Origin of the sequence: uncultured Pseudacidovorax sp. (genome assembly GCF_913773995.1) — a bacterium.
Classification (GTDB): Bacteria; Pseudomonadota; Gammaproteobacteria; order Burkholderiales; family Burkholderiaceae_C; genus Xenophilus.
This window is the reverse complement of sequence record NZ_CAJYES010000063.1, coordinates 1-23,133: the sequence shown is the minus strand read 5'-3', so window position 1 is coordinate 23,133 and position 23,133 is coordinate 1. Positions and strand designations below refer to the sequence as shown.

The 23,133-nt window shown below is 66.1% G+C and carries 23 protein-coding genes, 1 tRNA gene and 1 pseudogene; 10 read left to right on the top strand and 15 right to left on the bottom strand.

What is annotated here, in order from left to right; all coding sequences use genetic code 11:
* The 4 genes from QZ772_RS05640 to QZ772_RS05625 form a co-directional block, all read left to right on the top strand.
* Window positions 1-998: SEC-C metal-binding domain-containing protein (locus tag QZ772_RS05640; protein WP_295523898.1), on the top strand; the 998-nt coding region annotated here is incomplete at its 5' end.
* Between the two features lie 100 nt (window positions 999-1,098).
* Window positions 1,099-2,325, top strand: coding sequence for a bifunctional glutamate N-acetyltransferase/amino-acid acetyltransferase ArgJ (argJ, locus tag QZ772_RS05635; RefSeq protein WP_295523896.1), 1,227 nt, complete (start codon window positions 1,099-1,101; stop codon window positions 2,323-2,325).
* Window positions 2,326-2,359: 34 nt separating this feature from the next.
* Entirely contained in the window at window positions 2,360-3,235 is an 876-nt protein-coding gene (locus QZ772_RS05630) for an ATP-binding protein (RefSeq protein ID WP_295523894.1), read from the top strand.
* Complete coding sequence (locus tag QZ772_RS05625; RefSeq protein ID WP_295523892.1) at window positions 3,232-3,681, top strand: NUDIX domain-containing protein; 450 nt, start codon at window positions 3,232-3,234, stop codon at window positions 3,679-3,681. The genes QZ772_RS05630 and QZ772_RS05625 overlap by 4 nt, the downstream gene beginning before the upstream one ends.
* Window positions 3,682-3,769: 88 nt before the next feature.
* Here QZ772_RS05625 and QZ772_RS05620 read toward each other — a convergent pair whose 3' ends face one another.
* The 11 genes from QZ772_RS05620 to QZ772_RS05570 form a co-directional block, all read right to left on the bottom strand.
* Window positions 3,770-3,988 (bottom strand): DNA gyrase inhibitor YacG, encoded by a 219-nt coding sequence (locus QZ772_RS05620; RefSeq protein ID WP_295523891.1) that lies wholly within the window; start codon window positions 3,986-3,988, stop codon window positions 3,770-3,772.
* A gap of 19 nt (window positions 3,989-4,007) precedes the next feature.
* A complete protein-coding gene (zapD, locus tag QZ772_RS05615; protein WP_295523889.1) occupies window positions 4,008-4,763 on the bottom strand; it encodes a cell division protein ZapD in 756 nt (251 codons plus the stop codon).
* A gap of 70 nt (window positions 4,764-4,833) precedes the next feature.
* Window positions 4,834-5,838: a hypothetical protein gene (locus QZ772_RS05610; protein WP_295523887.1), complete on the bottom strand. Its 1,005-nt coding sequence runs from the start codon at window positions 5,836-5,838 to the stop codon at window positions 4,834-4,836.
* Window positions 5,839-5,843: 5 nt separating this feature from the next.
* Window positions 5,844-6,869, bottom strand: a complete 1,026-nt coding sequence (locus tag QZ772_RS05605; RefSeq protein ID WP_295523885.1) for a hypothetical protein — start codon at window positions 6,867-6,869, stop codon at window positions 5,844-5,846.
* A 13-nt stretch (window positions 6,870-6,882) separates the two neighbouring features.
* Window positions 6,883-8,373: an MBOAT family protein gene (locus tag QZ772_RS05600; RefSeq protein WP_295523883.1), complete on the bottom strand. Its 1,491-nt coding sequence runs from the start codon at window positions 8,371-8,373 to the stop codon at window positions 6,883-6,885.
* 115 nt (window positions 8,374-8,488) lie between these two features.
* Entirely contained in the window at window positions 8,489-9,094 is a 606-nt protein-coding gene (coaE, locus tag QZ772_RS05595; protein ID WP_295523881.1) for a dephospho-CoA kinase, read from the bottom strand.
* 8 nt (window positions 9,095-9,102) lie between these two features.
* Window positions 9,103-10,056: an A24 family peptidase gene (locus QZ772_RS05590; protein WP_295523879.1), complete on the bottom strand. Its 954-nt coding sequence runs from the start codon at window positions 10,054-10,056 to the stop codon at window positions 9,103-9,105.
* Window positions 10,056-11,294: a type II secretion system F family protein gene (locus QZ772_RS05585; RefSeq protein WP_295523877.1), complete on the bottom strand. Its 1,239-nt coding sequence runs from the start codon at window positions 11,292-11,294 to the stop codon at window positions 10,056-10,058. Before QZ772_RS05585 ends, QZ772_RS05590 begins: the two co-directional genes overlap by 1 nt.
* Window positions 11,295-11,322: 28 nt before the next feature.
* A complete protein-coding gene (gene pilB / locus QZ772_RS05580; RefSeq protein ID WP_295523875.1) occupies window positions 11,323-13,056 on the bottom strand; it encodes a type IV-A pilus assembly ATPase PilB in 1,734 nt (577 codons plus the stop codon).
* Between the two features lie 189 nt (window positions 13,057-13,245).
* A tRNA-Pro gene (locus QZ772_RS05575) sits at window positions 13,246-13,322 on the bottom strand.
* A gap of 24 nt (window positions 13,323-13,346) precedes the next feature.
* Window positions 13,347-14,276, bottom strand: coding sequence for a polyprenyl synthetase family protein (locus QZ772_RS05570; protein WP_295523902.1), 930 nt, complete (start codon window positions 14,274-14,276; stop codon window positions 13,347-13,349).
* Between the two features lie 237 nt (window positions 14,277-14,513).
* On the opposite strand from QZ772_RS05570, the gene rplU reads away from it, so the two are divergent.
* From rplU to proB, 4 genes are all read left to right on the top strand, one after another.
* Window positions 14,514-14,825, top strand: coding sequence for a 50S ribosomal protein L21 (gene rplU / locus QZ772_RS05565; RefSeq protein ID WP_058642232.1), 312 nt, complete (start codon window positions 14,514-14,516; stop codon window positions 14,823-14,825).
* 18 nt (window positions 14,826-14,843) lie between these two features.
* On the top strand, window positions 14,844-15,101 hold the full coding sequence (gene rpmA / locus QZ772_RS05560; protein WP_017761188.1) for a 50S ribosomal protein L27: 258 nt from the start codon (window positions 14,844-14,846) through the stop codon (window positions 15,099-15,101).
* Between the two features lie 89 nt (window positions 15,102-15,190).
* Window positions 15,191-16,258, top strand: a complete 1,068-nt coding sequence (cgtA, locus tag QZ772_RS05555) for an Obg family GTPase CgtA (RefSeq protein WP_295523871.1) — start codon at window positions 15,191-15,193, stop codon at window positions 16,256-16,258.
* Between the two features lie 54 nt (window positions 16,259-16,312).
* Complete coding sequence (gene proB / locus QZ772_RS05550; RefSeq protein WP_295523869.1) at window positions 16,313-17,446, top strand: glutamate 5-kinase; 1,134 nt, start codon at window positions 16,313-16,315, stop codon at window positions 17,444-17,446.
* 109 nt (window positions 17,447-17,555) lie between these two features.
* Here the strand turns inward: proB and QZ772_RS05545 are convergent, their stop codons facing one another.
* Window positions 17,556-18,023 carry a CNP1-like family protein gene (locus tag QZ772_RS05545; protein ID WP_295523867.1) on the bottom strand — a complete coding sequence of 156 codons (468 nt, stop codon included), beginning with the start codon at window positions 18,021-18,023 and terminating at the stop codon, window positions 17,556-17,558.
* Between the two features lie 43 nt (window positions 18,024-18,066).
* Window positions 18,067-18,732, bottom strand: coding sequence for an RNA pyrophosphohydrolase (locus QZ772_RS05540; protein WP_295523865.1), 666 nt, complete (start codon window positions 18,730-18,732; stop codon window positions 18,067-18,069).
* A 141-nt stretch (window positions 18,733-18,873) separates the two neighbouring features.
* Between QZ772_RS05540 and QZ772_RS05535 the strand changes: the two genes are divergently transcribed.
* On the top strand, window positions 18,874-20,616 hold the full coding sequence (locus QZ772_RS05535) for a proline--tRNA ligase (RefSeq protein WP_295523863.1): 1,743 nt from the start codon (window positions 18,874-18,876) through the stop codon (window positions 20,614-20,616).
* Between the two features lie 125 nt (window positions 20,617-20,741).
* A complete protein-coding gene (locus QZ772_RS05530; protein WP_295523900.1) occupies window positions 20,742-21,362 on the top strand; it encodes a lytic transglycosylase domain-containing protein in 621 nt (206 codons plus the stop codon).
* Between the two features lie 59 nt (window positions 21,363-21,421).
* On the opposite strand, the gene QZ772_RS05525 is transcribed toward QZ772_RS05530, so the two are convergent.
* Together QZ772_RS05525 and QZ772_RS05520 are read right to left on the bottom strand one after the other, a co-directional pair.
* Window positions 21,422-22,747 carry a hemolysin family protein gene (locus QZ772_RS05525; RefSeq protein ID WP_295523861.1) on the bottom strand — a complete coding sequence of 442 codons (1,326 nt, stop codon included), beginning with the start codon at window positions 22,745-22,747 and terminating at the stop codon, window positions 21,422-21,424.
* A gap of 152 nt (window positions 22,748-22,899) precedes the next feature.
* A pseudogene (locus tag QZ772_RS05520) lies at window positions 22,900-23,133 on the bottom strand (AAA family ATPase); the annotation flags it as partial.

The window sequence follows — 23,133 nt, the reverse complement described above, 5'->3', positions numbered from 1 at the left end:
CGCGTTTCTACCTGAGCCTGGACGACCAGCTGATGCGCATCTTCGCGGGCGACCGCGTGCGCGCCATCATGGACCGCTTGAAGATGCCTGACGGCGAGGCTATCGAGGCTGGCATCGTCACGCGCAGCATCGAGAGCGCACAGCGCAAGGTCGAGGCGCGCAACTTCGACGTGCGTAAGCAGTTGCTCGAGTACGACGACGTCTCCAACGACCAGCGCAAGGTCATCTACCAGCAACGCAACGAGATCCTCGATGCGGGCGATCTGTCCGCACAGATCGACGCGCTGCGTGAAGGCTGCTTCACCGATCTCGTGCGCCAGTATGTGCCCGCCGAGTCGGTCGAAGAGCAGTGGGACCTGCCGGGTCTCGAGCGTGCGCTAGCGGCGGATTGGGGCCTCGAGTTGCCGCTGGTGCAGGAAGTCGAAGCCGCCGCCGCCATGACCGATGAAGACATCGTCGAGCGCGTCGTCAAGGCCGCCAACGAGATCTACGAAGCGAAGGTCGCCCTTGTCGGGCGGGAGCAGTTCACGCAGTTCGAGCGCATGGTGCTGCTGCAGGCCATGGACAGCAACTGGCGTGAGCATTTGTCTTCGCTCGACTACCTTCGCCAGGGCATCCACCTGCGCGGCTACGCACAGAAGCAGCCCAAGCAGGAGTACAAGCGCGAGGCCTTCGAGCTCTTCGGCCAACTGCTGGACACGGTCAAGAACGAAGTCACCCGGCAGCTGATGCTGGTGCGCATCCAGTCGGCCGAGCAGATCGAGCAGGCGGCCGACGACATGGAAAGCCGGGCCGAGGCCATCTCTAACCTCACCTACACCGCGCCGACCGAGATGGGCGAGCCGGAGGTGCGCAGCAGTACTGCGGCGGCAGCAAGCCCCACAGCCGCTGCTGCGGCCGTGGCCGCCGCGGTCGCTGCCGGCCGCGTTGGCCGCAACGATCCCTGCCCGTGCGGCAGCGGCAAGAAGTACAAGCAGTGCCACGGCAAGCTGAGCTGATCGTCGGCTGAGCTTTCGCCCCGGATCGCCCGGTACGCCGTCATCGGCGTGGCACGGCGCGGTCCACACAATTCGCGTCCGACCTCTTCAGGAACCTTCCATGCCCGTGAACCTGACCGCCCCCGATCCCGCCCAACTGCACCCGGTGCCCGGCGTGCGCATCGGCGTCACCGAAGCCGGCGTGCGCAAGGCCAATCGCAAGGACCTGACCGTCTTCCTGCTCGACGAGGGCAGCGCCGTCGGCGCCGTGTTCACGCAGAACCGTTTTTGCGCTGCGCCGGTGCAGGTCTGCCGCGAACATCTGGCCGCGGGCTTTGGCGTCCGTGCGCTGGTGATCAATACCGGCAATGCGAACGCCGGCACGGGCGAGGACGGCTTGGTCCGCGCGCGCTCCACCTGCATCGCCCTGGCCCGCTTGCTGGAGGTCGCGCCGGAGCAGATCCTGCCTTTCTCCACCGGCGTGATCATGGAGACGCTGCCCAACGACCGCATCGCCGCCGGCCTGCCCGCTGCGCTGGACGACGCGTCGGAGGTGCATTGGGCCCGGGCCGCCGAGGGCATCATGACAACGGACACCGTGCCCAAGGCCTTCAGCCGCCACGTCACGCTCGGCGGCGCGACGGTCACCATCACGGGTATCAGCAAGGGCGCCGGCATGATCCGACCGAACATGGCGACCATGCTCGGCTTCCTGGCCACCGACGCGCGCATCGCGCCGGCGCTGCTGCAGCCCCTGGCCCGCACGTTGGCCGAGGGCTCGTTCAACCGCGTCACCATCGACGGTGACACCTCCACCAACGATTCCTTCGTCGTCATCGCCACGGGCAAGACCGGCCCGGCCATCGACGCGCTGGACAGTGCCGACGGCCAGGCCTTGCTGGCGGCCATGCAGGCGGTCGCGCGCGACCTGGCGCAGGCCATCGTGCGCGATGGCGAGGGCGCGACCAAGTTCATCACTGTGCAGGTGGAAGGCGGCCGCGACGCTTCTGAATGCCGGCAGGCGGCCTATGCCGTGGCTCACTCGCCGCTGGTCAAGACGGCCTTCTTCGCCAGCGACCCGAACCTGGGCCGTATCCTTGCGGCCGTGGGCTATGCCGGCATCGTCGACCTGGACCAGACGCGCATCGAGCTGCACCTGGATGACGTGCACGTGGTCACCCGCGGCGGCCGTCATCCCGACTACCGTGAAGAGGACGGTCAGCGCGTGATGAAGAAAAGCGAGATCGTCGTGCGCATCGGCCTCGGCCGCGGCGAGGCCAGCGACACCGTCTGGACCTGCGACCTCAGCCACGACTACGTCTCCATCAACGCGGACTACCGCTCCTGAGAAGGCGCGGGCCCCGCGCCCGCCGCATGCCGCCATGAACGAGAAATTCGAGCGCCTGATCGAACGGGCCGAGCAGCTGATCGACCGCATCGAGTCCGTGCTGCCCCAGCCACTGGGCGCGCCGCCCGACTGGAACGCCGCCATTGCCTGGCGTTACCGCCGACGCAGCTCAGGACATGGCCGCCTGGAGCCGGTGCGCCATGTGGCGGCAATGGCGCTTGCCGATCTCAAGGAGATCGACGGCCAGAAGGAAAAGATCGAGCGCAACACCCGCCAGTTCATCGAAGGCCGCCCCGCCAACAACGTGCTGCTGACCGGTGCGCGCGGCACCGGCAAGTCCTCGCTGGTGCGGGCCTGCCTGCACGCATTCGCGCCGCAGGGCTTGCGCCTGATCGAGGTCGACAAGGCGGACCTGACCGACCTGCCCGACATCGTGGAGGTGGTCTCCGGCCGGCCTGAGAAGTTCATCATCTTCAGCGACGACCTGAGCTTCGACGAGGGCGAACCGGGCTACAAGGCACTCAAGTCCATCCTGGATGGCTCGGTCGCCGCGGCCACGCCCAATGTGCTGATCTATGCGACCAGCAACCGCCGCCACCTGCTGCCCGAGTACATGAAGGAGAACCTCAGCTACACGCACACCGAGGACGGCGAGGTGCATCCGGGTGAAGTGGTGGAAGAGAAGATCTCGCTGTCCGAGCGCTTCGGCCTGTGGGTGAGCTTCTATCCCTTCTCTCAGGCCGAGTACCTGGCGATCGTGGCACAGTGGCTGTCCTCCTTCGGGCTGGATGCCGCCGCCATCGAGTCGGCGCGACCGCAGGCGCTGGTGTGGGCGCTTGAGCGCGGTTCGCGCAGCGGCCGGGTGGCCTATCAGTTCTCGCGCGACTTCGCAGGAAGGATGGGCGCATGAGCGGCGCGGATGCTGCGGGTGCAGCGCGCAAGCACACCGAAGTGGCCGTGGGTGTGCTCATCGCACCGGACGGCACTCTGCTGCTGTCCACCCGCCCTGAAGGCAAGCCCTATGCGGGGTACTGGGAGTTTCCGGGCGGCAAGATCGAGGCCGGCGAGACGGTCGTCGAGGCCCTGCGCCGCGAACTTCAGGAAGAGCTTGGCATCACCATCGCGGCTGCTGAGGTCTGGCGGGTGACCGAGCATGATTACCCGCACGCGCTTGTTCGACTCCATTGGTGCAAGGTGTTCCAGTGGGAGGGCGACTTCGAAATGCGCGAAGGCCAGACGATGCGCTGGCAACAGTTGCCGCTGACGGTGACGCCGGTACTGCCCGGCGCCATGCCGGTGCTGCACTGGCTGGCGGAGGAACGAGGCATCCTGGGACCGGTGCTCGCTGGCGGCTGAGTCGCAGTCCCCGGTGCGAGGCATCGCCTCATTGCTGCCGCACAGGTGCGGCGGCGCCGCCGACTGAGGACCGTAAGGCGATGTTCGCTCAGCTCTGCAGGCGGGGATCGCCGAAGGGCTCGTCGTCGGGTGGTGCTTCGGTCGGCATGCGGAACTCTTCGCTGGCCCATGCGCCCAGGTCGATGCCCTTGCAACGGGCGCTGCAGAAGGGCCGGAAACGGTTCTCGGGCGCATAGACGCTGTCCTGCCCGCAGGCGGGGCAGGGCACCAGACGGACAGCGGATGTCTTCTTCTTGGCGGAGCTCATCGCGAGGGCAGTGCGCGCTTCAGGCGCACAAGGTCAATTCGAAGGGCGCGTCGTCGGTGCTGGGCTGCAGATGGCCCTGTTCGTCCTGGCGCATCAACCGCACCGACACCATCAGCCGGTTGCCGCTGATCTCGGGCACGACGTTCAGCGACGGATCGATCCGCAGCCGCAGCAACTGGAAGCTGCGGCTTTGCGGCAGCGTCTGCTGGAACTGCCCTCGCGTCGCGATGACGCGGTAGGGCATGTCAGCGTCGCGCAGCAGCTTCAGCAACAGGTAGACGGCCTCGGCCAGTGGCGACAGGCTGGCCGCCCATTGCTGCAGGTCGCTGCGCCGCTCGGCGGGGCCACGATGCTGCCAAGCATGGTAAGCCGGCAGGTCGAACTCGCACGTGCCCGCGGGAATGCCCGCCCGGCTGCGGATGCTCATCAGCCATTCGTTGTCGGTCAGCGACTGCCCGGCCTTGCCGCTGGCATTGTTGAGCGACTGGAAAGCGCGGTCGAGCTGCTGCACGAACGCATCGAGCAGCAACTCCTGGATGGCCGGATTGCCGCGATAGCCGTTGAACACCGCCTTCTGCTTTTCCAGGTCGCGCAACGCTTCGGACTTGAGATCGGCGCGCCCGGCCACGTCCATGATGTCGAACATGGTCAACAGCGCGAAATGATGGTGCAGCGCCGAATCCGACGGCACCAGTTCGCCCAGGCGACGGAACAGGTGTTCGAGCCGAAGGTAGGTCCGGATGCGCTCGTTGAAGGGATATTCGTAGAGGATCACGTCTCTGTGGGGCTCCTTCGCGACATCATAGTTGCCGCGATGTCACGTGGCGTGTCCGATTCCCACTGTTTCAGGGCGCCTTGGCAGCACCCAGTCGAGCCTGCACTTCCTTGAGCATGATGTCGCCCAGCGCGTACTGCCCGTACATCGAGAAATGCGTGTCGTTGGGGAAGTACAGGTCTCGGACCTGGTGCCGCGCGGATTGCGCGTAGGCGAACAAATCGGGGCCCAGGCCGCTCGGACGGAAACGTTGGAGAAAGGCGTCCGAGTACGAGGGGTCCAGGTAGACCGTCGTCTTGTTGGGGATGACCATCCACAGGATGGGGGTCGGCTGCGACTGCGTGAAACGGGCCATCCGCTCGAAGGTCTGCGGCGTCAGCGGACCGTTGGTCAAGTCTTCCTTGAAGAAGAGGGCGCGCTCGCACATGTGATGGGAGAACTGCTTGCAGCCCTGAGGCACGAAGCGCACCTGGGTGTCGTCACCGAACTGCAGGTCGGTCTGCGACTGGTATACCTTCTTCATGTTCTGATAGGTGACGAGGCCCGTGGTCAGCTTGGCCGCCCAGTTCAACCCCAGCTGAGGCGTCCCGCTCAAAGGATGGATGAAGGGGGACGGCTTGACCTCCGGCGGCTTGGCCATGGTGGCGCACGCATCGCCCTTGCGCACCCGCTCGTCGAGCAGTCGCTCGACACTCTCGGCGATGACGAGGCGTCCACGGAAACCGGCCCGCTGCAGCCACTGCGAAAAATCGCGGCACAGGTAACCGACTTGGCCCCAGTAGATCGTCGAGACCTTGTAGCCCGCGCGCACCAGTGTGGATTGCCAGTACAGCGTCATCGAGAAGCTGTCGCCGACGACGACGATGTCCGCCTCGTTCAGCGGCCAGGACTTCAACGTTTCGGCCGGTGGGGCCGGCGGTGCAGGCTGCTGCCAGCCGAATTCTGCGTCCGACAGACGGCCGATGCGAGTGAGGTCGCCATAGGGCACGGGCGTGAATAGCGTCAGCACCAGCATGGCGCTGACGACAACGAATCCGACGAGAAAGGTGCGAAGCCAGATCGCTGCGTAATTCATGGGCACTATCGGGGAAGAGGTTCCAGCCCGGCCGTGCGTACAGCATCGACCATGCGTTTGCCGAAGTAGAGCTGGCCCTGCATCGACCAGTGCGTGTCGTTGGGCCAGTAGAGGTCGATGATGCGCAGGCGCTGGTCCTGCGCCATCGCAAAAAGGTCGGGACCGACACCCAGGGCGTTGCTGCGGCGCGCGAAGGCGCCGGCATTGTGGGTGTCGAGGTAGACCGTGGTCTTGTTGGGCACCACCATCCACATGACTTTCACCGGTTCGGCGCGGCGGGCGAAGGCCGCCATGAAGTCGGCATCCTGCGGCTGAAGCTCCCGGTTGGTGCGGTCGGCGGTCAGGAACAAGCTCTTGCCGCAGACGCGGCTGCTGAATTGGCGGCATCCCTCGGCCACCGGGCTCGAGAAGATGTAGTCGCCGAATCGCTCGTGCTCCACGTCCACCACGCCGTCTGTCTCCAGGATCTGCCGCGTGTTGAGGTACGTGAGCAGGCCTGTCATCAGCGGTGACTCCCAGTTGAGCCTGAAGCCGGGCGGTGGCTGGGCCGGGCTCTGCGTGGGCACAGGCAGCGCCTTGAGCGGGCGGCGTGCCATGGTCTTGCAGCCCTGGGCCTGCGCCAGGCGCTCCGGCAGCAGGCGCTCGATGCTTTCTAGGATCACCATGCGGCCTTTGAAACCAATGGATTCGAGCCAGGCCGAGAAGTCGGCGCACAGGGGACCGCTGCGGTCCCAGTGCGTCGTCGATACCTTGTAGCCTGCCGCGACCAGAGGTGACTGCCATGCGTAGTACATCGAGAAGCTGTCGCCGATCACCAGGATGTCAGCGTCGGCGGGCGCCCAGCCGCGCACGTTGGCGATGGGAATCTCGGGCGGCGTCGACCGCCAGCCGAAGGCGTCTTCGGAGACCCGGCCGATGCGCGTCAGGCCGCCTTCGGCCGGCTGGGTGAACAGTGTGACCAGGAACAGCGCGACGATGACCGCGAAACCGGTCATGAACACGCTGAGCCAGATCCGCGCGGACTTGTGCATCACCGCCGCTTTGTCAGAACTGGAAGTACAAAAAGGGGCTGTAGGTGCCGAGCCGCGAGATCGACAGGCCCAGGAGCACGACGGTCACGAACGCCGTGCACACGGTCATCAGGCCAGCCAGCCAGGGCCGACCCGCGAGCGCCGGGACCACCGGCACCCAGCGCTGCAGGCTGATGGTGGGCGGCAGGGCCAGGCAGATGAACAGGCCCAGGAACATGGTCTGGAAGAACTCGGGCTTGCGGTAGGGGATGGTGAACTCGGAGAAGGCGGACATCGAGACGCCGTTGAGCCCCAGCATGCCCTTGTAGATGTGCATGGCGGTGGTCATGCTGTCGGCGCGGAACACCACCCAGGCGACCATGACGCACAGGAAGGTGAGCAGCCAGCGCAGCGGCAGCGTCCACTTGCTCGGGGGGCGGTTACCGCGCACCTTGGCGTTCCAGAGGTGGTTGATGGTGAGGTAGATGCCATGCAGCGCACCCCACAGCACGAAGGTCCACGCGGCGCCATGCCACAGGCCGCCCAGCAGCATGGTCAGGAAAAGGTTGAGGTAGCGCCGCGCCTCGCCCTTGCGGTTGCCACCGAGCGGGATGTAGAGGTAGTCGCGCAGGAAGGTCGAAAGCGAGATGTGCCAACGGCGCCAGAACTCGATGATGCTGGTCGACTTGTAGGGCGACGCAAAGTTGAGCGGCAGGTTCACGCCCATGCACAGCGAGATGCCCACGGCCATGTCGGAGTAGCCGGAGAAGTCGAAATAGATCTGCAACGTGTACGCCAGCACGCCGAACCAGGCGCTGACGAGCGAGGGGATCGTGCCGCCCTGCACGCCGTGGAAGACCATGTCGGCGTACTCGCCCATGCGGTCGGCGATGAGCAGCTTCTTGGCGAGGCCGAAACTGAAGATGGCCAGACCGAGCGCGATCTTGTTGGTGTCCACGCGGTAGGTCGCCGGATTGGCGAACTGCGGCATCATCTGCGCGTGGTGCAGAACGGGACCTGCGATCAGGTGCGGAAAGTAGGTCACGAACAGCACGTAATGCACGAAGCTGCGTTCGCGCACCTTGCCCTGCCAGCAGTCCACCAGAAAGGCGATCTGGGTGAAGGTGTAGAAGGAGATGCCGATGGGCAGCGCCACATGCAGCAGCGGCAGGGGCGCGATGCCCGCATCGCCCAGGGCTTCGTTCACGTTGCCGATGAAGAAGTCCGCGTATTTGAAGATACCCAGCAGCGTCAGATTCACGGTCAGCGCGAGCACCAGCATGCGCTTGCGCGTGCGATCGCTGCGCCCCTCCTGCGGGGTGAGCTGCAGGCCGAACCAGTAGTTCATGCAGATGGAGGCCACCAGCAGCGGCAAGGCCTTCACGCTCCACCAGCCGTAGAAGAACAGCGATGCCAGGGCCAGGAAGCCCGCCGCCGCCCGCGTGTTGCGCCATCCGATCAGGAAGAAGCCCGCCAGCACCAGCGGGAAGAAGACGAAGATGAACGCGTAGGAATTGAAAAGCATCGGGGATGGGGCTTCTTGTGCGCCGGTTTCGGCGGGGCCGTACGAGGTCCTGCGCGTGTCTCTGCGTTGTGATGCCCGCCCCAGGGTGGGCGGGTCGCGAAGGAGCAGCGCGGGATTATCGCAAGCCCGGCCTGACCCAACGCTGCCACAACGACTGGACGCATAGAGCGAGGGCATCCATGCCGAGTTCCTCGTTGTGGATCACGGCGTCGGCCGCCGCCCGCCGCTGGGCGCGCGACGCCTGCTGTGCGATCACGGCGCGCACCGTCTCCTCGGGCCAGCCCGAACGTGCCATCACGCGGCGCACCTGCACGTCCTCGGAGGCGTCGACCACGAGCACCCGGTCCACCCGTGCCCGCCAGCGGCCCGATTCCACCAGCAGCGGGACGTCGAACACCAGCAGCGGAACGTCGCCATGGGCGCGAGCCTGGCGATCGCATTCCTCGCCGATCAGCGGATGCAGCACCGCTTGCAGGCGCTGGCGGACCGCTGGATTGCCGAAGGCCAGTGTGCGCATCCGGTCGCGGTCCAGGCTGCCGTCGGCCGCGGCCATCTCGGGGCCGAAGACTTCCACGATGGCGGGCATGGCCCGCCCGCCGGACGCAGTGAGCTGGCGCGAGATGGTATCGGTATCGACCAGGCCAGCGCCCAGGGCCTGCAGCTGTGCAGCGACCGTGCTCTTGCCGCTACCGATGCCGCCGGTGAGGCTGATGCGCAGCATGCCCGCCCTCAGAAGCCCAGCGGAAAAGCGAAGGGCAGCCACGCGCGCACCCTGTCCGGCCCAATGGCCAGACAGAGCAGGCCGGCGCCAGCCAGGAAGGGGCCGAAAGAGATGGGCACGTGCCGGTTGGCCAGGCGGCCCACCAGCAGCAGCACGACGCCCAGTAAGGCCCCCACCAGCGAGGACATCAGGATGAGCGCCAGCAGGAAGGGCGCGCCCAGCCAGGCGCCCAAGGCGGCGAGCAATTTGAAGTCGCCGAAGCCCATGCCTTCCTTGCCGGTGGCTGCGCGGTAGAGGCGGTAGACCGTCCAGAGACTGAGATAGCCGAAGACGGCGCCCCAGATGGCCGAGGTGGGCGAGACACCGGTCAGGCCGTAGGCCGATCCGGCAAGGCCCAGCCACAGCAGCAGGTAGTTCAGAGAATCGGGCAGCAACTGGGTGTCCAGATCGATCACGAACTGGCACACCAGAATGGTGCAGAAGGCGGCCCAGAGCGCCGCAGTCGGCGTCAGTCCGAAGCGCCAGCCGCACAGCCCAAAGAGCAGGCCGGTGACCAATTCCACCGCTGGGTAGCGCAGACCGATGGCCGCACCGCAAGCGCTGCAGCGACCTCGCAGCACCCCCCAGCTCAGCAGCGGGATGTTCTCGTACCAGCGGATGGCATGGCCGCAGTGGCCGCAGCGCGAGCCCGGGCGCGCCAGCGTGAGCGCAGGCAATGCGTCGACCTGCGCCAGCGCGGTCTCGGCGTCCTGTTCCAGCTGTCCCGGTGCATGGGTGCCCTTGCCGAAGACGAGTTCCCACAGGCTGGGGATGCCAGGCTGGGGTGCGAGGTTCGCGGTGGCATCGAGCAGCCAGCCGCGGTACATCGTGCGGGGCAGCCGGTGGATGACGACATTGAGAAAGCTGCCGATGAGCAGGCCGAGCCCGCCTGCCAGGGCCGCGTCCGCCAGCGCCGAACCCATCAGACGACCTGGCCCAACTTGAAGATCGGCAGGTACATCGACACCACGATCCCGCCGATCACCACGCCCAGCACGACGATGATGATCGGCTCCATCAGGCTCGACAGGCCGGCGACCATGGCGTCGACCTCGTCCTCGTAGAAGTCGGCCGCCTTGCCCAGCATGTGGTCGATGGAGCCGGATTCCTCGCCGATGGCGGTCATCTGCAGCACCATGGGCGGGAACAGGTCGGCACCGGTCATCGCCGTCGTCAGGCTCGTGCCGGTCGACACTTCCTGCTGGATGCGCGTGGTGGCCTTCGCGTACACCGAGTTGCCCGACGCGCCGCCCACCGAGTCGAGCGCCTCCACCAGCGGCACGCCAGCGGCGAACATCGTCGACAGGGTGCGTGTCCACCTTGCCACGCAGGACTTGTCGATGAGCGAGCCGAAGATCGGGAGGCGAAGCATCAGGCGGTCGACCGCTTGCTGGAACTTTTCATTGCGCTTCCAGGCCTGGAGCGTGAAGTAGCCGCCCGCGATCAGCACGCCGAAGATGAGCCACCAGTAGCTGACGAAGAACTCGCTCATCGCGATCACGAACAGCGTTGGCGCGGGCAGGTCCGCTCCGAAGGAGGTGAAGACCTGCTTGAACGACGGAATCACGAACAGCATGATGATCGTGACCACGATGAAGGCCACCACGATCACTGCCGTGGGATACATCAGCGCCGACTTGATTTTCGACTTGATGGCCTCCGTCTTCTCCATGTAGATGGCCAGCCGGTCGAGCAGTTCTTCCAGGATGCCGGCGGCCTCGCCGGCCTCGATCAGGTTGCAGTACAGGCTGTTGAAGTATTTTGGGTGCTTGCGAAAGGCCGAGGACAGCGAAGTGCCGGTTTCGACATCGGTGCGGATGTCGTTCAACAGGCGTGCCATGTTCGGGTTGCTGTTGCCACGGCCCACGATGTCGAATGCCTGCAGCAGGGGCACGCCGGCCTTCATCATCGTGGCCATCTGTCGCGTGAAGACGGCGATGTCACGTGGCTTGATGGACTTGCCGGAGCGCAGCCGGCGCTTCTTGATCTTGGTGGTCAGGATGCCCTGGCGCCGCAGCGAGGCCTGGACCTGGTTCTCGCCCAGCGCCCGCATCTCACCCCGGACGGTCTTGCCGTTGCGGTCGCGGCCTTCCCACTCGTAGAGGTTTTCCTTGGTAGAGGTGGGGCGGGTGGGGCTTCGTTTCTGGGCGGCTGTGGCCATGGCAACTCCGGTGGGCGCGCGCCCGAGTCTATTCGTTGGTGACGCCGAGCACCTCTTCGAGCGAGGTCACACCCTGCATCACCTTGTGCAGGCCCGATCGGCGCAGCGAGCGAACGCCCTCACGCTCGGCCTGAGCGGCAATCTCGAGAGAGCTGCCGTCGCGCAGGATGATCTTCTGGATCTCTTCCGAGATCGGCATCACCTGGTAGATGCCGACCCGGCCCTTGTAGCCGCCGCTGCAGACGGGGCAGCCCACTGGGCGATAGGGCTTCCAGCTGCCGTCGAGCTCTTCGCGGCGGAAGCCCGCATCCAGCAGCGCTTGCGGCGGGATGTCGGCGGGCAGCTTGCATTGCGGACAAAGCCGGCGTGCCAGTCTCTGGGCCGTGATGAGGATGACGCTCGACGCAATGTTGAAGGGAGCGATGCCCATGTTGCGCATCCGCGTCAGCGTGGTCGGCGCATCGTTGGTATGAAGCGTGGAAAGCACCAGATGGCCGGTCTGCGCGGCCTTGATCGCGATGTCGGCGGTGTCCAGGTCGCGGATCTCCCCGACCATGATGATGTCCGGGTCCTGTCGCAGGAAGGCACGCAGGGCCGTCGCAAACGTCAATCCCGCCTTTTCGTTGACGTTGACCTGATTGACCCCGGGCAGGTTGATTTCGGACGGATCCTCGGCGGTGGCGATGTTGACGCCCGGCTTGTTAAGCAGGTTCAGGCAGGTGTAGAGCGACACCGTCTTGCCCGACCCGGTGGGCCCGGTCACGAGGATCATGCCGTAGGGGCGGCCGATGGCCGTCAACAGCCTTTCCTTCTCGGCGGCGTCGTAGCCCAGGGCGTCGATGCCCAGGCGCGCGCTGCTGGGGTCCAGAATCCGGATCACGATCTTTTCGCCGAACAAGGTGGGCAGCGTGCTGACGCGGAAGTCGATCACCCGGTTGGGGCCAACCTTCAGCTTCATCCGGCCGTCCTGCGGGACGCGCTTCTCGGAAATGTCCAGCTTGGAAATCACCTTGATACGCGAGGCCAGCTTGTCCTTGATGGCCACGGGCGGACTGGCGATTTCGCGCAATTCGCCGTCCACACGAAAACGCACGCGGTAGTTGTGCTCGTACGGTTCGAAATGAATGTCCGAGGCCTGCATCGAGAACGCATCGATCAGCATCTTCTGCAGGAAGCGCACCACCGGTGCGTCTTCCACCTCGGACGAGGCGGATGCCTCCGGGGCCTCGTCGGGTTCGCCGACCAGTTCGTCGTATTCGAAGTCGGTGGTCGCCAGGGGCTCCAATGAGTCCGTGGCGGTCGCCGCACCTGCGTCCACCAAGCGCGACAGCTTGTCGTACTCGGCCACCACCCAGTCCACGCCCAGCTGGGATGCGAAGGTGATCTTTTCGGCGGCTTGCTGGTCGGAGGGGTCGGCCGTGGCCACGACCAGGCGATTGCCACGTTTGGCCAGCACGACGATGCGGTAGGACTGACACAGGCGCAGATCCAGCAGGCCCTTGGGCAGCCGTAGCGGATCGACGGCGCCAAGATCGACAAGAGGCGCCGAAAAAGTAGCGGCCAGCACATGTGCCAGCTCGTACGGCGACACCTGACCTGTACCCGTCAGTTCAGCGATGAAGCTCGTCCGCGACGCTTGGGAGCGTTGGTAGATCTGCTCGGCGGCCTGCGTGTCCAGGATGGCCGCTGAAACCAGCGCGCGTGCGAGGCCGGGCAGCGCGACGGGGCCGGTGTCACGAAGCAGGGGGTCGGCGACAGCCATGCGGCAGGGAACGAAAGAGAGAGGGTAGCGGTCACCAGACCGCGGTGCCAATGTACATTGGTTGCACAAAAATACATTGTGCAACATTGTGTAGGCCCACTGTTTCAGTGCCTTGCGTCTGATTAGACCAACAAAAAAGCCCCACGGCGTGGGGCTTTGGCGTCCTGCCTCGTCGGCAAGAAGGAAATCTGGTCGGGGTGAGAGGATTCGAACCTCCGGCCTCTACGTCCCGAACGTAGCGCTCTACCAGGCTAAGCTACACCCCGCTTCAAACTTGCATCAACGGCCGATCAAGTGCGGCGCTCGAGAAGCTGAGCCGCTAACTGTAGCATACCTTTCGAGTAAATATTGGCAGGGATTGCATCGAGCGCAGAAATTGCACGCTCGGCTTCGCGCGCTGCAGCCGCGCGGGTGGCTTCGAGTGCGCCGGTTTCGCGAACGACTTGCACGACCTGTGGAAGCTGCGAAACGTCGCCTGTCTCCAGCGCCGTACGTACGATGGCGGCTTGTGCCGGATTGCCCTGCTTCATGGCCAGGATGAGCGGGAGCGTGGCCTTGCCTTCTCGCAGGTCGTCCCCGACATTCTTGCCCGTCTCCGCCGCATCGCCAGCGTAGTCGAGCACGTCGTCCACGACCTGGAATGCCGTTCCAAGGGCTTGGCCGTAGGTGGCACATGCCTCTTCCAGCATGGGGGGAGCGCCTGCCAGTATTGCTGCCAGGCGCGTGCTGGCTTCGAACAGCTTGGCAGTCTTGGAGCGGATGACCTGCAGGTAGGCCTGTTCATCAAGGGATGCGTCGCCCATGTTCATGAGCTGCATCACTTCGCCTTCGGCGATGACATTGGTGGCTTCGGCCAGAACGTCCATCACGCGCATGTTCTGGGCATCCAGCATCATCTGGAAGGCGCGGGAGTAGAGAAAGTCCCCCACCAGCACGCTGGCCGCGTTGCCGAACGACTCGTTGGCGGTCGGCCTTCCGCGGCGCAGGGTGGACTCGTCCACCACATCGTCGTGCAGCAGTGTCGCGGTGTGGATGAACTCGACGACGGCTGCCAAATTGAAGTGCTGCGTGCCCTCGTAGCCCAATGCCCGGCTCATCAGCAGGAGCAGGACAGGCCGCAGGCGCTTGCCGCCTGCGGCAATGATGTAGCGCGACACCTGACTCACCAAAGGCACGCCAGTGGCCAGCCGGGCGTCGATGACTCGGTCGACCTCGGCCATGTCGCTGGCCACAAGGTCGAGCGCGGCGAAGGTCGGCGGGGGTGGGCTGGCGGTGGTGGAAGGCAAGAGAGATGGCGCGAAGCGCGGTGGTCGGTCGGTCGAGCGCCAGGAATTATAGGGAGCGACCATTGACAAACTGGCTCCCGGATGGGACGAGCGTGCATTTGCCCAACCGTCGTGCTATCATGGAGAGCTTCGCGGAATGAGCCGCGGAGAATCTTTCACAAGAGGTTTCCCATGTACGCGGTCATAAAAACCGGCGGCAAGCAGTATCGCGTTGCCCCCGGCGAAAAAATTAAGGTAGAACAGATTGCTGCGGACGTTGGCCAGGAAATCGTGATCGACCAAGTGCTTGCCGTCAGCGACGGCAGCGCGATCAAGGTCGGCACGCCCCTGGTGTCCGGTGCCACGGTGACGGCCACGGTGCTGTCCCACGGCAAGCATGACAAGGTGCGCATCTTCAAGATGCGTCGCCGTAAGCATTATCAAAAGCGTCAAGGCCATCGCCAGCAGTTCACCGAGCTGCAGATCGGTGCGATCGCCGGCTAAGCCCAGGAGCAGGACACCATGGCACAGAAAAAAGGCGGCGGCTCTACGCGTAACGGGCGCGATTCCAAGCCCAAGATGCTCGGCGTGAAGGCCTTCGGTGGCCAAGTCATCAGCGCCGGTTCGATCATCGTGCGTCAGCGCGGCACGCGTCTGCATGCTGGTGACAACGTGGGCGTGGGCAAGGACCATACCCTGTTTGCGCTGGTCGATGGCCGCGTGTCGTTCGGCATGCGCGGCGCGCTGAACAAGCACGTCGTGAACATCACCCCGGTCTGAGCAACTTCGCTCTCCCGCGTGAAGCCCCGCTTTGCCGGGGCTTCATCGTTTATGTGCCTCCCGGCACGTCTCATTTGTAAACTGCCCTCATGAAGTTCGTCGACGAAGCCTTCATCGACATCGCCGCTGGCGATGGCGGCAACGGCTGCGTGTCGTTCCGCCATGAGAAGTACAAGGAGTTCGGTGGTCCGGACGGCGGAGACGGTGGCCGCGGTGGCCACGTCTTCGCGGTGGCCGATCCCAACCTCAACACGCTGGTGGACTACCGCTTTTCGCGCCGGCACGAAGCCAGGCGTGGCCAGCATGGCATGGGCTCCGACATGTTCGGTGCCGCGGGCGATGACGTCACGCTGCGCATGCCGGTCGGCACCATCATCAGCGACGCCGAAACGGGAGAGGTGCTGTGCGAACTCCTCGTTCCCGGTGAGCCGGTCACCATCGCCAAGGGCGGGGACGGCGGCTTCGGCAACCTGCGCTTCAAGTCGTCGATCAACCGCGCGCCTCGGCAGAAGACGCCCGGCTGGCCCGGCGAGCGCAAGAGCCTCAAGCTCGAACTCAAGGTGCTGGCCGACGTGGGCCTCTTGGGCATGCCCAATGCCGGCAAGTCCACGCTGATCAGCGCCGTCTCGAACGCCCGTCCGCGCATCGCCGACTATCCCTTCACGACGCTGCATCCCAACCTGGGCGTGGTGCGCCTGGGGCCGGAGCAAAGCTTCGTGATCGCCGATCTGCCCGGGTTGATCGAAGGAGCCTCCGAAGGCGCGGGTCTCGGCCATCTTTTCCTGCGCCACCTGCAGCGCACCCGCCTGCTGCTGCATGTGGTCGATCTTGCGCCCTTCGACGAAGGCGTCGACCCCGTCGCGCAGGCCAAGGCCATTGTGGGCGAACTCAAGAAGTACGACCAGGACCTGTACGACAAACCGCGCTGGCTGGTGCTCAACAAGCTGGACATGATCCCGGTCGAGGAGCGGGCCGCCCGCGTCAAGGATTTCGTCAAGCGGCTGCGCTTCAAGGGTCCGGTGTTCGAGATCTCCGCCCTCACGCGCGAAGGCTGCGAGCCGCTGATGAAGTCCATCTATCAGCATGTGAAGGCACAGCAGAAGGCCGAGCAGCCGCCGGAATACGTCGATCCGCGCTTCGTTTCGCCCCAGGACTGACTGCCCCCTTCGCCCGCCCTTACCCCCGGCGCCCGGCGCCGCACATTCCGCTTCATGACCCGCAACTTCTCGTCATCCGTCCTGCGCGACGCGCGCCGCCTTGTGGTGAAGGTGGGCTCCAGCCTTGTCACGAACGAGGGTAAGGGGCTGGATGAGGAGGCAATCGGCGAATGGTCGCGCCAGCTCGGCGCGCTGGTCCGTGATGGCCGCGAGCTGGTCATGGTGTCCAGTGGAGCGATCGCCGAGGGCATGAAACGCCTGGGCTGGTCCGTGCGGCCCAAGGAGGTCCACGAACTGCAGGCTGCCGCCGCTGTGGGACAGATGGGCCTGGCCCATATGTATGAGAACAAGCTGCGCGAGAACGGCCTGCGCAGCGCACAGGTGCTGCTCACGCATGCCGACCTGGCCGACCGCGAGCGCTACCTCAACGCCCGTTCCACGCTCCTGACCCTCCTGGGCCTGGGCGTGCTGCCGGTCATCAACGAGAACGATACCGTCGTCAACGACGAGATCAAGTTCGGCGACAACGACACGCTGGGCGCCTTGGTTGCCAACCTCGTGGACGCGGATGCGCTGGTCATCCTGACCGACCAGAAGGGCCTCTACACCGCCGACCCGCGCAAGAACCCCGACGCTACCTTTGTGCACGAAGCCCAGGCCGGCGATCCGGCGCTGGAACTGATGGCAGGCGGTGCGGGTTCCAGCATTGGCCGCGGTGGCATGCTGACCAAGATCCTGGCGGCCAAGCGGGCGGCGGGTTCTGGGGCATCCACGGTCATTGCCTGGGGCCGCGAACCCGACGCGCTGATGCGGCTGGCGCGCGGCGAGGCCATCGGCACACTGTTGGTGGCCGACACCGCCAAGCATCAGGCTCGCAAGCGCTGGATGGCCGACCATCTGCAATTGCGGGGAGCGGTGGTCGTGGATGAGGGCGCAGCGCGCAAGGTGAGGGGCGAGGGCAAGAGCCTGCTGCCCATCGGCATGACGGCGGTGGAAGGCGACTTCTCCCGCGGCGACGTCATTGCCATCCGCGATGCGGCCGGTACCGAACTGGCGCGAGGCCTGGCCAACTATGCGGCGGCCGAGGCACGGCTGCTGTGCCGGCGTTCATCGACGGACATCGAAGGGCTGCTGGGCTACTCGGCCGAGCCCGAGATGATCCACCGGGACAACCTCGTGTTGATGTGAGCGTCGGCCCGTCGGGTCTTGACGCTGCTGGTTCCGCGTCCGGCGCGCTGCGCCAAACGCCTCCAGCCGCCTCTGACGGTCGACCGAAGGTCGCCGATTCGTGTGGCGCTCAGTAGAGCAGGATCTCCGGGCGCTTGAGTTCCCGCACCATGTCCGTCACGCTCGCCCGCGGCGCGCGCCCGCGGCACAGGGCCTGCCGTGACAGCTCATACGTGTAGATCGAATTGCGCTCGTCGATGCGCTTCCAGTCCGTGCCCTCGGCCATCCGCCATTCGCCGTCGGCGGATCGTGCGTAGGTCCTGTATTCCGCCGTCGCGCAGCGCACGCCCTCGTAGAAGGCGTTGACGGTGTTGCTGCCCTCGCGCCAACCCAGGACCACGTAGCGCACCACGCCGTCGGGCGTGATCACGATCGTCTTGGGATCGATGCCGAACTTGAGCGTCATGTACGCAGGCATCTCGATCTGGAGGGCCCGCTTGACATCGAATGCCGGCGGCGGAGGCACGGCCGATTCCTGCCAATCGGGGTTGTCGATCAACTGTGCTTGTGCGGCGACGGCTCCCAGCGCAGCCCCCATCAGTGCGGACGTATGCAGCGCCCTCTTCAAGCGCCTCCAGGCGCTATGGACTTGCGGGCGTCGGGCTGTCGGGGTGCGGGGCATGGTCGGAGGCACTGTTGGGGTCGGGGTCGAAGGACGCCCCCGGCGGCAATTCGAAGGTGGGCGCCGCAGCGGCTGGGCCGTGTGGCAGCCGGTCACGATGATCGGCTTCGCGGCCTCGCATGCTGCCGCGCAGGAAGCGGTTGCGCATGTCGGGCCGTGGCAGGAAGCGGGCCAGTTCGGTCAGCGCCATCTCGTAGACGCCACGCTTGAACTCGACCACCACGTCCAGCGGGACCCAGTAGTCGTGCCACCGCCAGGCGTCGAACTCGGGATGGTCGGTTGCACGCAGGTTCAGATCCCAGTCGTGCCCCACAAGTTGCAGCAGATACCAGATCTGCTTCTGTCCCTTGTAATGGCCGCGCGCGTCGCGGCGGATGTAGCGATCGGGCACCTCGTAGCGCAACCAGTCGCGGGTGCGGGCCACGATCCGCACGTGATCGGGCAGCAGGCCGACCTCTTCGTGGAGCTCGCGGTACATGGCCTGCTCGGGTGTCTCGCCCCGATCGATCCCGCCTTGAGGAAATTGCCAGGAGTGGGTGCGGATTCGCTTGCCCCAGAACACCTGGTTTTTCTGGTTGAGCAGGATGATGCCGACGTTGGGCCTGAAGCCGTCCCGGTCAAGCATAATCAAACCCCAATTTTTGAACTGGTTCGATTATGCATAGATCGATGCTGGCCGGGGCTTGACGCCGGCCAGCCCAGTTCCCGGCCCCGCGCCGCTTGCGGCTCGCCGCCTTCCTTTCTCCAGCTTGTTGCCCCGCAGTCGATGAAAGCATCCCGTTTCCTGGTGTCCACCCTCAAGGAGGCCCCGGCCGACGCCGAAGTGGCCAGCCACCGGCTCATGACCCGTGCCGGCATGATCAAGAAGCTCGGCGCCGGCATCTACACGTACATGCCCATGGGCCTGCGCGTGATCCGCAAGGTGGAGGCCATCGTGCGCGAGGAGATGAACCGCGCCGGCGCCGTCGAAATGACCATGCCGGTGGTGCAGCCTGCCGAGCTCTGGCAGGAAACGGGTCGCTTTGACAAGATGGGGCCCGAACTGCTGCGCATCAAGGACCGGCACGAGCGCGACTTCGTGGTCCAGCCCACCAGCGAGGAGGTGGTGACGGACATCGCCCGCCAGGAGATCCGCAGCTACAAGCAGTTGCCCAAGAACTTCTACCAGATCCAGACCAAGTTCCGCGATGAGCGGCGCCCGCGCTTCGGCCTGATGCGCGGCCGCGAATTCATCATGAAGGACGCCTACAGCTTCGACCGCAGCCCCGATGCGGCCAAGGCGAGCTACCAAGTGATGGCACAGGCCTACCGTCGCATCTTCGACCGCTTCGGCCTGCGCTATCGGGCCGTGGCGGCGGACAGTGGCGCTATCGGCGGTGACCTCAGCGAGGAATTCCAGGTGATCGCCGCAACGGGCGAGGACGCCATCGTCTACTGCCCCGACAGCGACTACGCCGCCAACATGGAGAAGGCCGAGGCACTGGCGCCGACCGGCCCGCGCGGCGCGGCGACGCAAGCGCTCACCAAGACGCCAACACCCGGCAAGTCCACCTGCGAGGACGTGGCCGCCCTGCTGAACGTGCCCCTCGCGACCACCGTCAAGTCGCTGGTGCTGGCCACCGACCTGCTGGACGACAAGGGCGCGATCAAGGCCACACAGTTCTGGCTGCTGCTGCTGCGCGGCGATCACGACATGAACGAGGTCAAGGTCGGCAAGCTGCCGGGACTGGCCGACTTCCGCTTCGCCACTGTGGGCGAGATCGAGGCCCACTTCGGCTGCAAGCCCGGCTACCTCGGACCGCTGAACATGAAGCAGCCGCTCAAGGTCGTCGCCGACCGCGAGGTGGCGCTGATGGCTGACTGGATCTGCGGCGCCAACGAGCCCGACTTCCACATCACCGGCGTCAACTGGGGCCGGGACCTGCCCGAGCCCGACTTGGTGGCCGACCTGCGCAACGTGGTGGCGGGCGATCCCTCGCCGGACGGCAAGGGCGTGCTGGCCATCGAACGCGGCATCGAGGTGGGCCATGTGTTCTACCTCGGCACCAAGTACAGCAAGGCCATGAACGCGACTTTCCTGGAGGAAGACGGCAAGCCTCGCCTGCTGGAGATGGGCTGCTATGGCATCGGCATCACCCGCCTGCCGGCGGCCGCCATCGAGCAGAACCACGACGAGCGCGGGATCATCTGGCCCGATGCGCTGGCGCCGTTCACGGTGGTGCTCTGTCCCATCGGCATGGACCGCAGCGCCGAGGTCAAGGCGGCCGCCGAGGCGCTGTACGACCAGTTGCTGGCCGATGGCGTGGACGTGCTGCTCGACGACCGCAACGAGCGCCCCGGCGCCATGTTCGCCGACTGGGAACTCATCGGCGTGCCGCACCGCCTGGTCATCTCCGACCGGGGCCTGAAGGAAGGCCAGTTCGAGTACCAGCACCGCCGCGACACGGTGGCGACGAAGGTGCCGGCGGCCGAGGCGGCGGCTTTCCTGAAGGGCCGCCTGGCGGTGTGAGCGGGTGGTCGATGCCCGCATTGCCGCGGGCGACCGCTTCTTCCCTTCGCACTGCCTTCGTGGAGGCTGCTGAGGCGCGGCATGTGCCGCCTGGCCGCCGCCACTTTCTGGGCCGTGCGGCCGGCCTGGCTGCTGCCGCAGGTCTGCCGCCGCTTCTGCTTCCGACCTCGGCCCATGCTGGCGCCCAGATCGAGGAGCCGCTGGCCGATGCGGTGCGCACTGCGCTGAGTTCCGCCATCCTCAACAACGCACCGCCGGTTCCGGAGTTCGACGACTTCGCCGCCCGCCTGCACTACCTGCGCTGGCTCGGCACCATGGGCGACCGGTTGCGGCGCAAAGTGTCCGATTGGCAGACCCGCAAGGAGCTGCTGCAGACCATCTGGTACGAAAGCCGCCGCGCCGGCCTGGACGTGAGCCTGGTGCTGGGCCTGATCCAGGTCGAAAGCAACTTCCGCAAGCACGCGGTGTCGAGCGCCGGTGCGCGGGGCTACATGCAGGTGATGCCTTTCTGGGTGCGAACCATCGGCAACGGCGATCCCTCGGTGTTGTTCCACATGCAGACCAACCTGCGCTTCGGCTGCGTGATCCTGCGCCACTATCTGGACCGTGAGCGCGGCGACCTGTTCATGGCGCTGGGCCGCTACAACGGCAGCCGGGGGCGCGCGCCGTACCCGGACGCCGTTTTCGCCAACCAGCGCAACTGGACCTTCGATCCTCGTCACACCCCAGGCGGCGCAGGCGAGTGACTGGCCGGGCGCCGGCCGCCGCCCAGACCGTCGCCGGATGGCCGCCGACGCCGCACCCTTCAGTGGCCCACCGCGGGATCGGGTTGCGCCGCGGCCGGACCGCCGCGGGTGACCATCACCTGGTCGATGCGATGGCTGTCCACATCCATCACCTCGAAGGTGAAGCCGGCCCAGCTCACGCTGTCGGTGCGGCGCGGCACGCGGCGCAGCATCACCATCAGGAAGCCGGCCAGCGTCTCGTACTCGTCCTCATGTGGCATCTCGTCGATGCCCAGGGCGCGCTGCACGTCCTGGATCGGCGTCACGCCGTCGATCAGCCAGGAATGCTCGTCGCGCTGGACGATCTGCTGCTCGTCGGTGGAGGCCGGCACCAGGTCGCCCATCACCGTGCTCATCACGTCGTTGAGCGTGATGACGCCCACCACTAGGCTGTATTCGTTGACCACGATGGCGAAGTCTTCATGCGCGGAGCGGAACTGCTCCAGCACTTCGGTCAGGGTCAGCCGGTCCGGGATCACCAGCGCCTTGTGGATCGGCAGGCCCTGGTCGAAGGACAGGGGCTGGCCACCCAACACCCGCTGAAACATGTCCTTGGCGTCGACATAGCCCAGCACGTGGTCGATGTCGCCCTCGCAGACCGGGTAGGCGGAATAGGGCTCGGCGACGATGCGCGCACGCAGCACGGATTCCGGATCGTCGCGGTGCAGCCAGGCGATGCGCTCGCGCGGCGTCATTACGCTGTTGACCATGCGCACGTCCAGCTCGAACACGTTGGCGATCACCTGGTGCTCCTGCGCGGCCAGCACGCCGGCGCGGGTGCCCGCCTCGGACATGGCCAGGATGTCGGCCAGGGTGATCTTGTCCTCGCGCACCATAGGCAGGCCGAGCAGCCGGAACAGGCCGTCGGTCATGCGGGTGAACAGCCAGGTGAGCGGGCCCAGCAGCGTGATCAGCCAGCGCATGGGCCGGGCGATGCGCATGGCCATGCGCTCCGGCTCGCTCATGCCCAGCCGCTTGGGGAACAGGTCGGCGAAGACCAGGAAAGCCGCAATGATGGTGATGAATGACGCGGTGAAGGCGGCGCGCTGGGCATTCTCGGCGTCGAGCGCCAGTTCGAACAGACGCGCGAAGTAGGGCGTCAGCGCGCCTTCGCCCACCACGCCACCCAGGATGGCGATGGCGTTCAGCCCGATCTGCACGACGGTGAAGTAGTGGCCCGGCTGCTCCTGCAGCGCCATCACCTCCTGGGCGCGCGCGTCCCCGTCGTCGGCCAGCTGGCGCAGGCGCAGCCGACGTGCGGCGGCGAGCGAGATCTCGGCGACGGAGAAGAAGGCGCTGACGGCGATCAGCAGCGCGATCAGGAGCAGGCTTTGGGTCAGGGTCATCGGCAGGCAGGAAGTGGCGCCGGCCTGAGGATAGCGCCCCGGCGCATGGCGTCACCCGCGGCTCGGCCCCGCGAGCATGCCGGGCCGCGCTCGCACAGCGGGCGCGCGAGCGGGCAGGTCCCGCGGCCCGGGGCGCCCTCCGTGGCGTCGGATTACTGCACGAAGCCGATGCGTGTGCGCTGGTTGCCGGCGCTGCGCGGCAGGTCGTCCGCCTGCATCTGCTCGCGCCGGGCCAGGCGGGCGTTGCCGAAGCCGGTCATCAGGGCGCGCCGCATCTCTCGCGGCGCCAGGCTGGCGAGCACGTCCAGCACGTCGTCGGCCGGCTCGGCAGCCAGGTGGCGGCCCCAGTCGTGCTCGGCACGGATGGAGAGGTACATGTTGCGGGC

Coding starts and splice junctions, on each gene's coding strand:
- QZ772_RS05630 (WP_295523894.1), top strand. CDS start 2,360: ATGAACGAGAAATTCGAGCGCCTGATCGAACGGGCCGAGCAGCTGATC.
- rpmA (WP_017761188.1), top strand. CDS start 14,844: ATGGCACAGAAAAAAGGCGGCGGCTCTACGCGTAACGGGCGCGATTCC.
- QZ772_RS05545 (WP_295523867.1), bottom strand. CDS start 18,023: ATGGGGGCTGCGCTGGGAGCCGTCGCCGCACAAGCACAGTTGATCGAC.
- argJ (WP_295523896.1), top strand. CDS start 1,099: ATGCCCGTGAACCTGACCGCCCCCGATCCCGCCCAACTGCACCCGGTG.
- QZ772_RS05540 (WP_295523865.1), bottom strand. CDS start 18,732: ATGCTTGACCGGGACGGCTTCAGGCCCAACGTCGGCATCATCCTGCTC.
- pilB (WP_295523875.1), bottom strand. CDS start 13,056: ATGGCTGTCGCCGACCCCCTGCTTCGTGACACCGGCCCCGTCGCGCTG.
- QZ772_RS05525 (WP_295523861.1), bottom strand. CDS start 22,747: ATGACCCTGACCCAAAGCCTGCTCCTGATCGCGCTGCTGATCGCCGTC.
- QZ772_RS05585 (WP_295523877.1), bottom strand. CDS start 11,294: ATGGCCACAGCCGCCCAGAAACGAAGCCCCACCCGCCCCACCTCTACC.
- rplU (WP_058642232.1), top strand. CDS start 14,514: ATGTACGCGGTCATAAAAACCGGCGGCAAGCAGTATCGCGTTGCCCCC.
- proB (WP_295523869.1), top strand. CDS start 16,313: ATGACCCGCAACTTCTCGTCATCCGTCCTGCGCGACGCGCGCCGCCTT.
- QZ772_RS05605 (WP_295523885.1), bottom strand. CDS start 6,869: ATGCACAAGTCCGCGCGGATCTGGCTCAGCGTGTTCATGACCGGTTTC.
- QZ772_RS05570 (WP_295523902.1), bottom strand. CDS start 14,276: ATGGCCGAGGTCGACCGAGTCATCGACGCCCGGCTGGCCACTGGCGTG.
- cgtA (WP_295523871.1), top strand. CDS start 15,191: ATGAAGTTCGTCGACGAAGCCTTCATCGACATCGCCGCTGGCGATGGC.
- QZ772_RS05625 (WP_295523892.1), top strand. CDS start 3,232: ATGAGCGGCGCGGATGCTGCGGGTGCAGCGCGCAAGCACACCGAAGTG.
- QZ772_RS05535 (WP_295523863.1), top strand. CDS start 18,874: ATGAAAGCATCCCGTTTCCTGGTGTCCACCCTCAAGGAGGCCCCGGCC.
- QZ772_RS05590 (WP_295523879.1), bottom strand. CDS start 10,056: ATGGGTTCGGCGCTGGCGGACGCGGCCCTGGCAGGCGGGCTCGGCCTG.
- QZ772_RS05610 (WP_295523887.1), bottom strand. CDS start 5,838: ATGAATTACGCAGCGATCTGGCTTCGCACCTTTCTCGTCGGATTCGTT.
- QZ772_RS05620 (WP_295523891.1), bottom strand. CDS start 3,988: ATGAGCTCCGCCAAGAAGAAGACATCCGCTGTCCGTCTGGTGCCCTGC.
- coaE (WP_295523881.1), bottom strand. CDS start 9,094: ATGCTGCGCATCAGCCTCACCGGCGGCATCGGTAGCGGCAAGAGCACG.
- QZ772_RS05600 (WP_295523883.1), bottom strand. CDS start 8,373: ATGCTTTTCAATTCCTACGCGTTCATCTTCGTCTTCTTCCCGCTGGTG.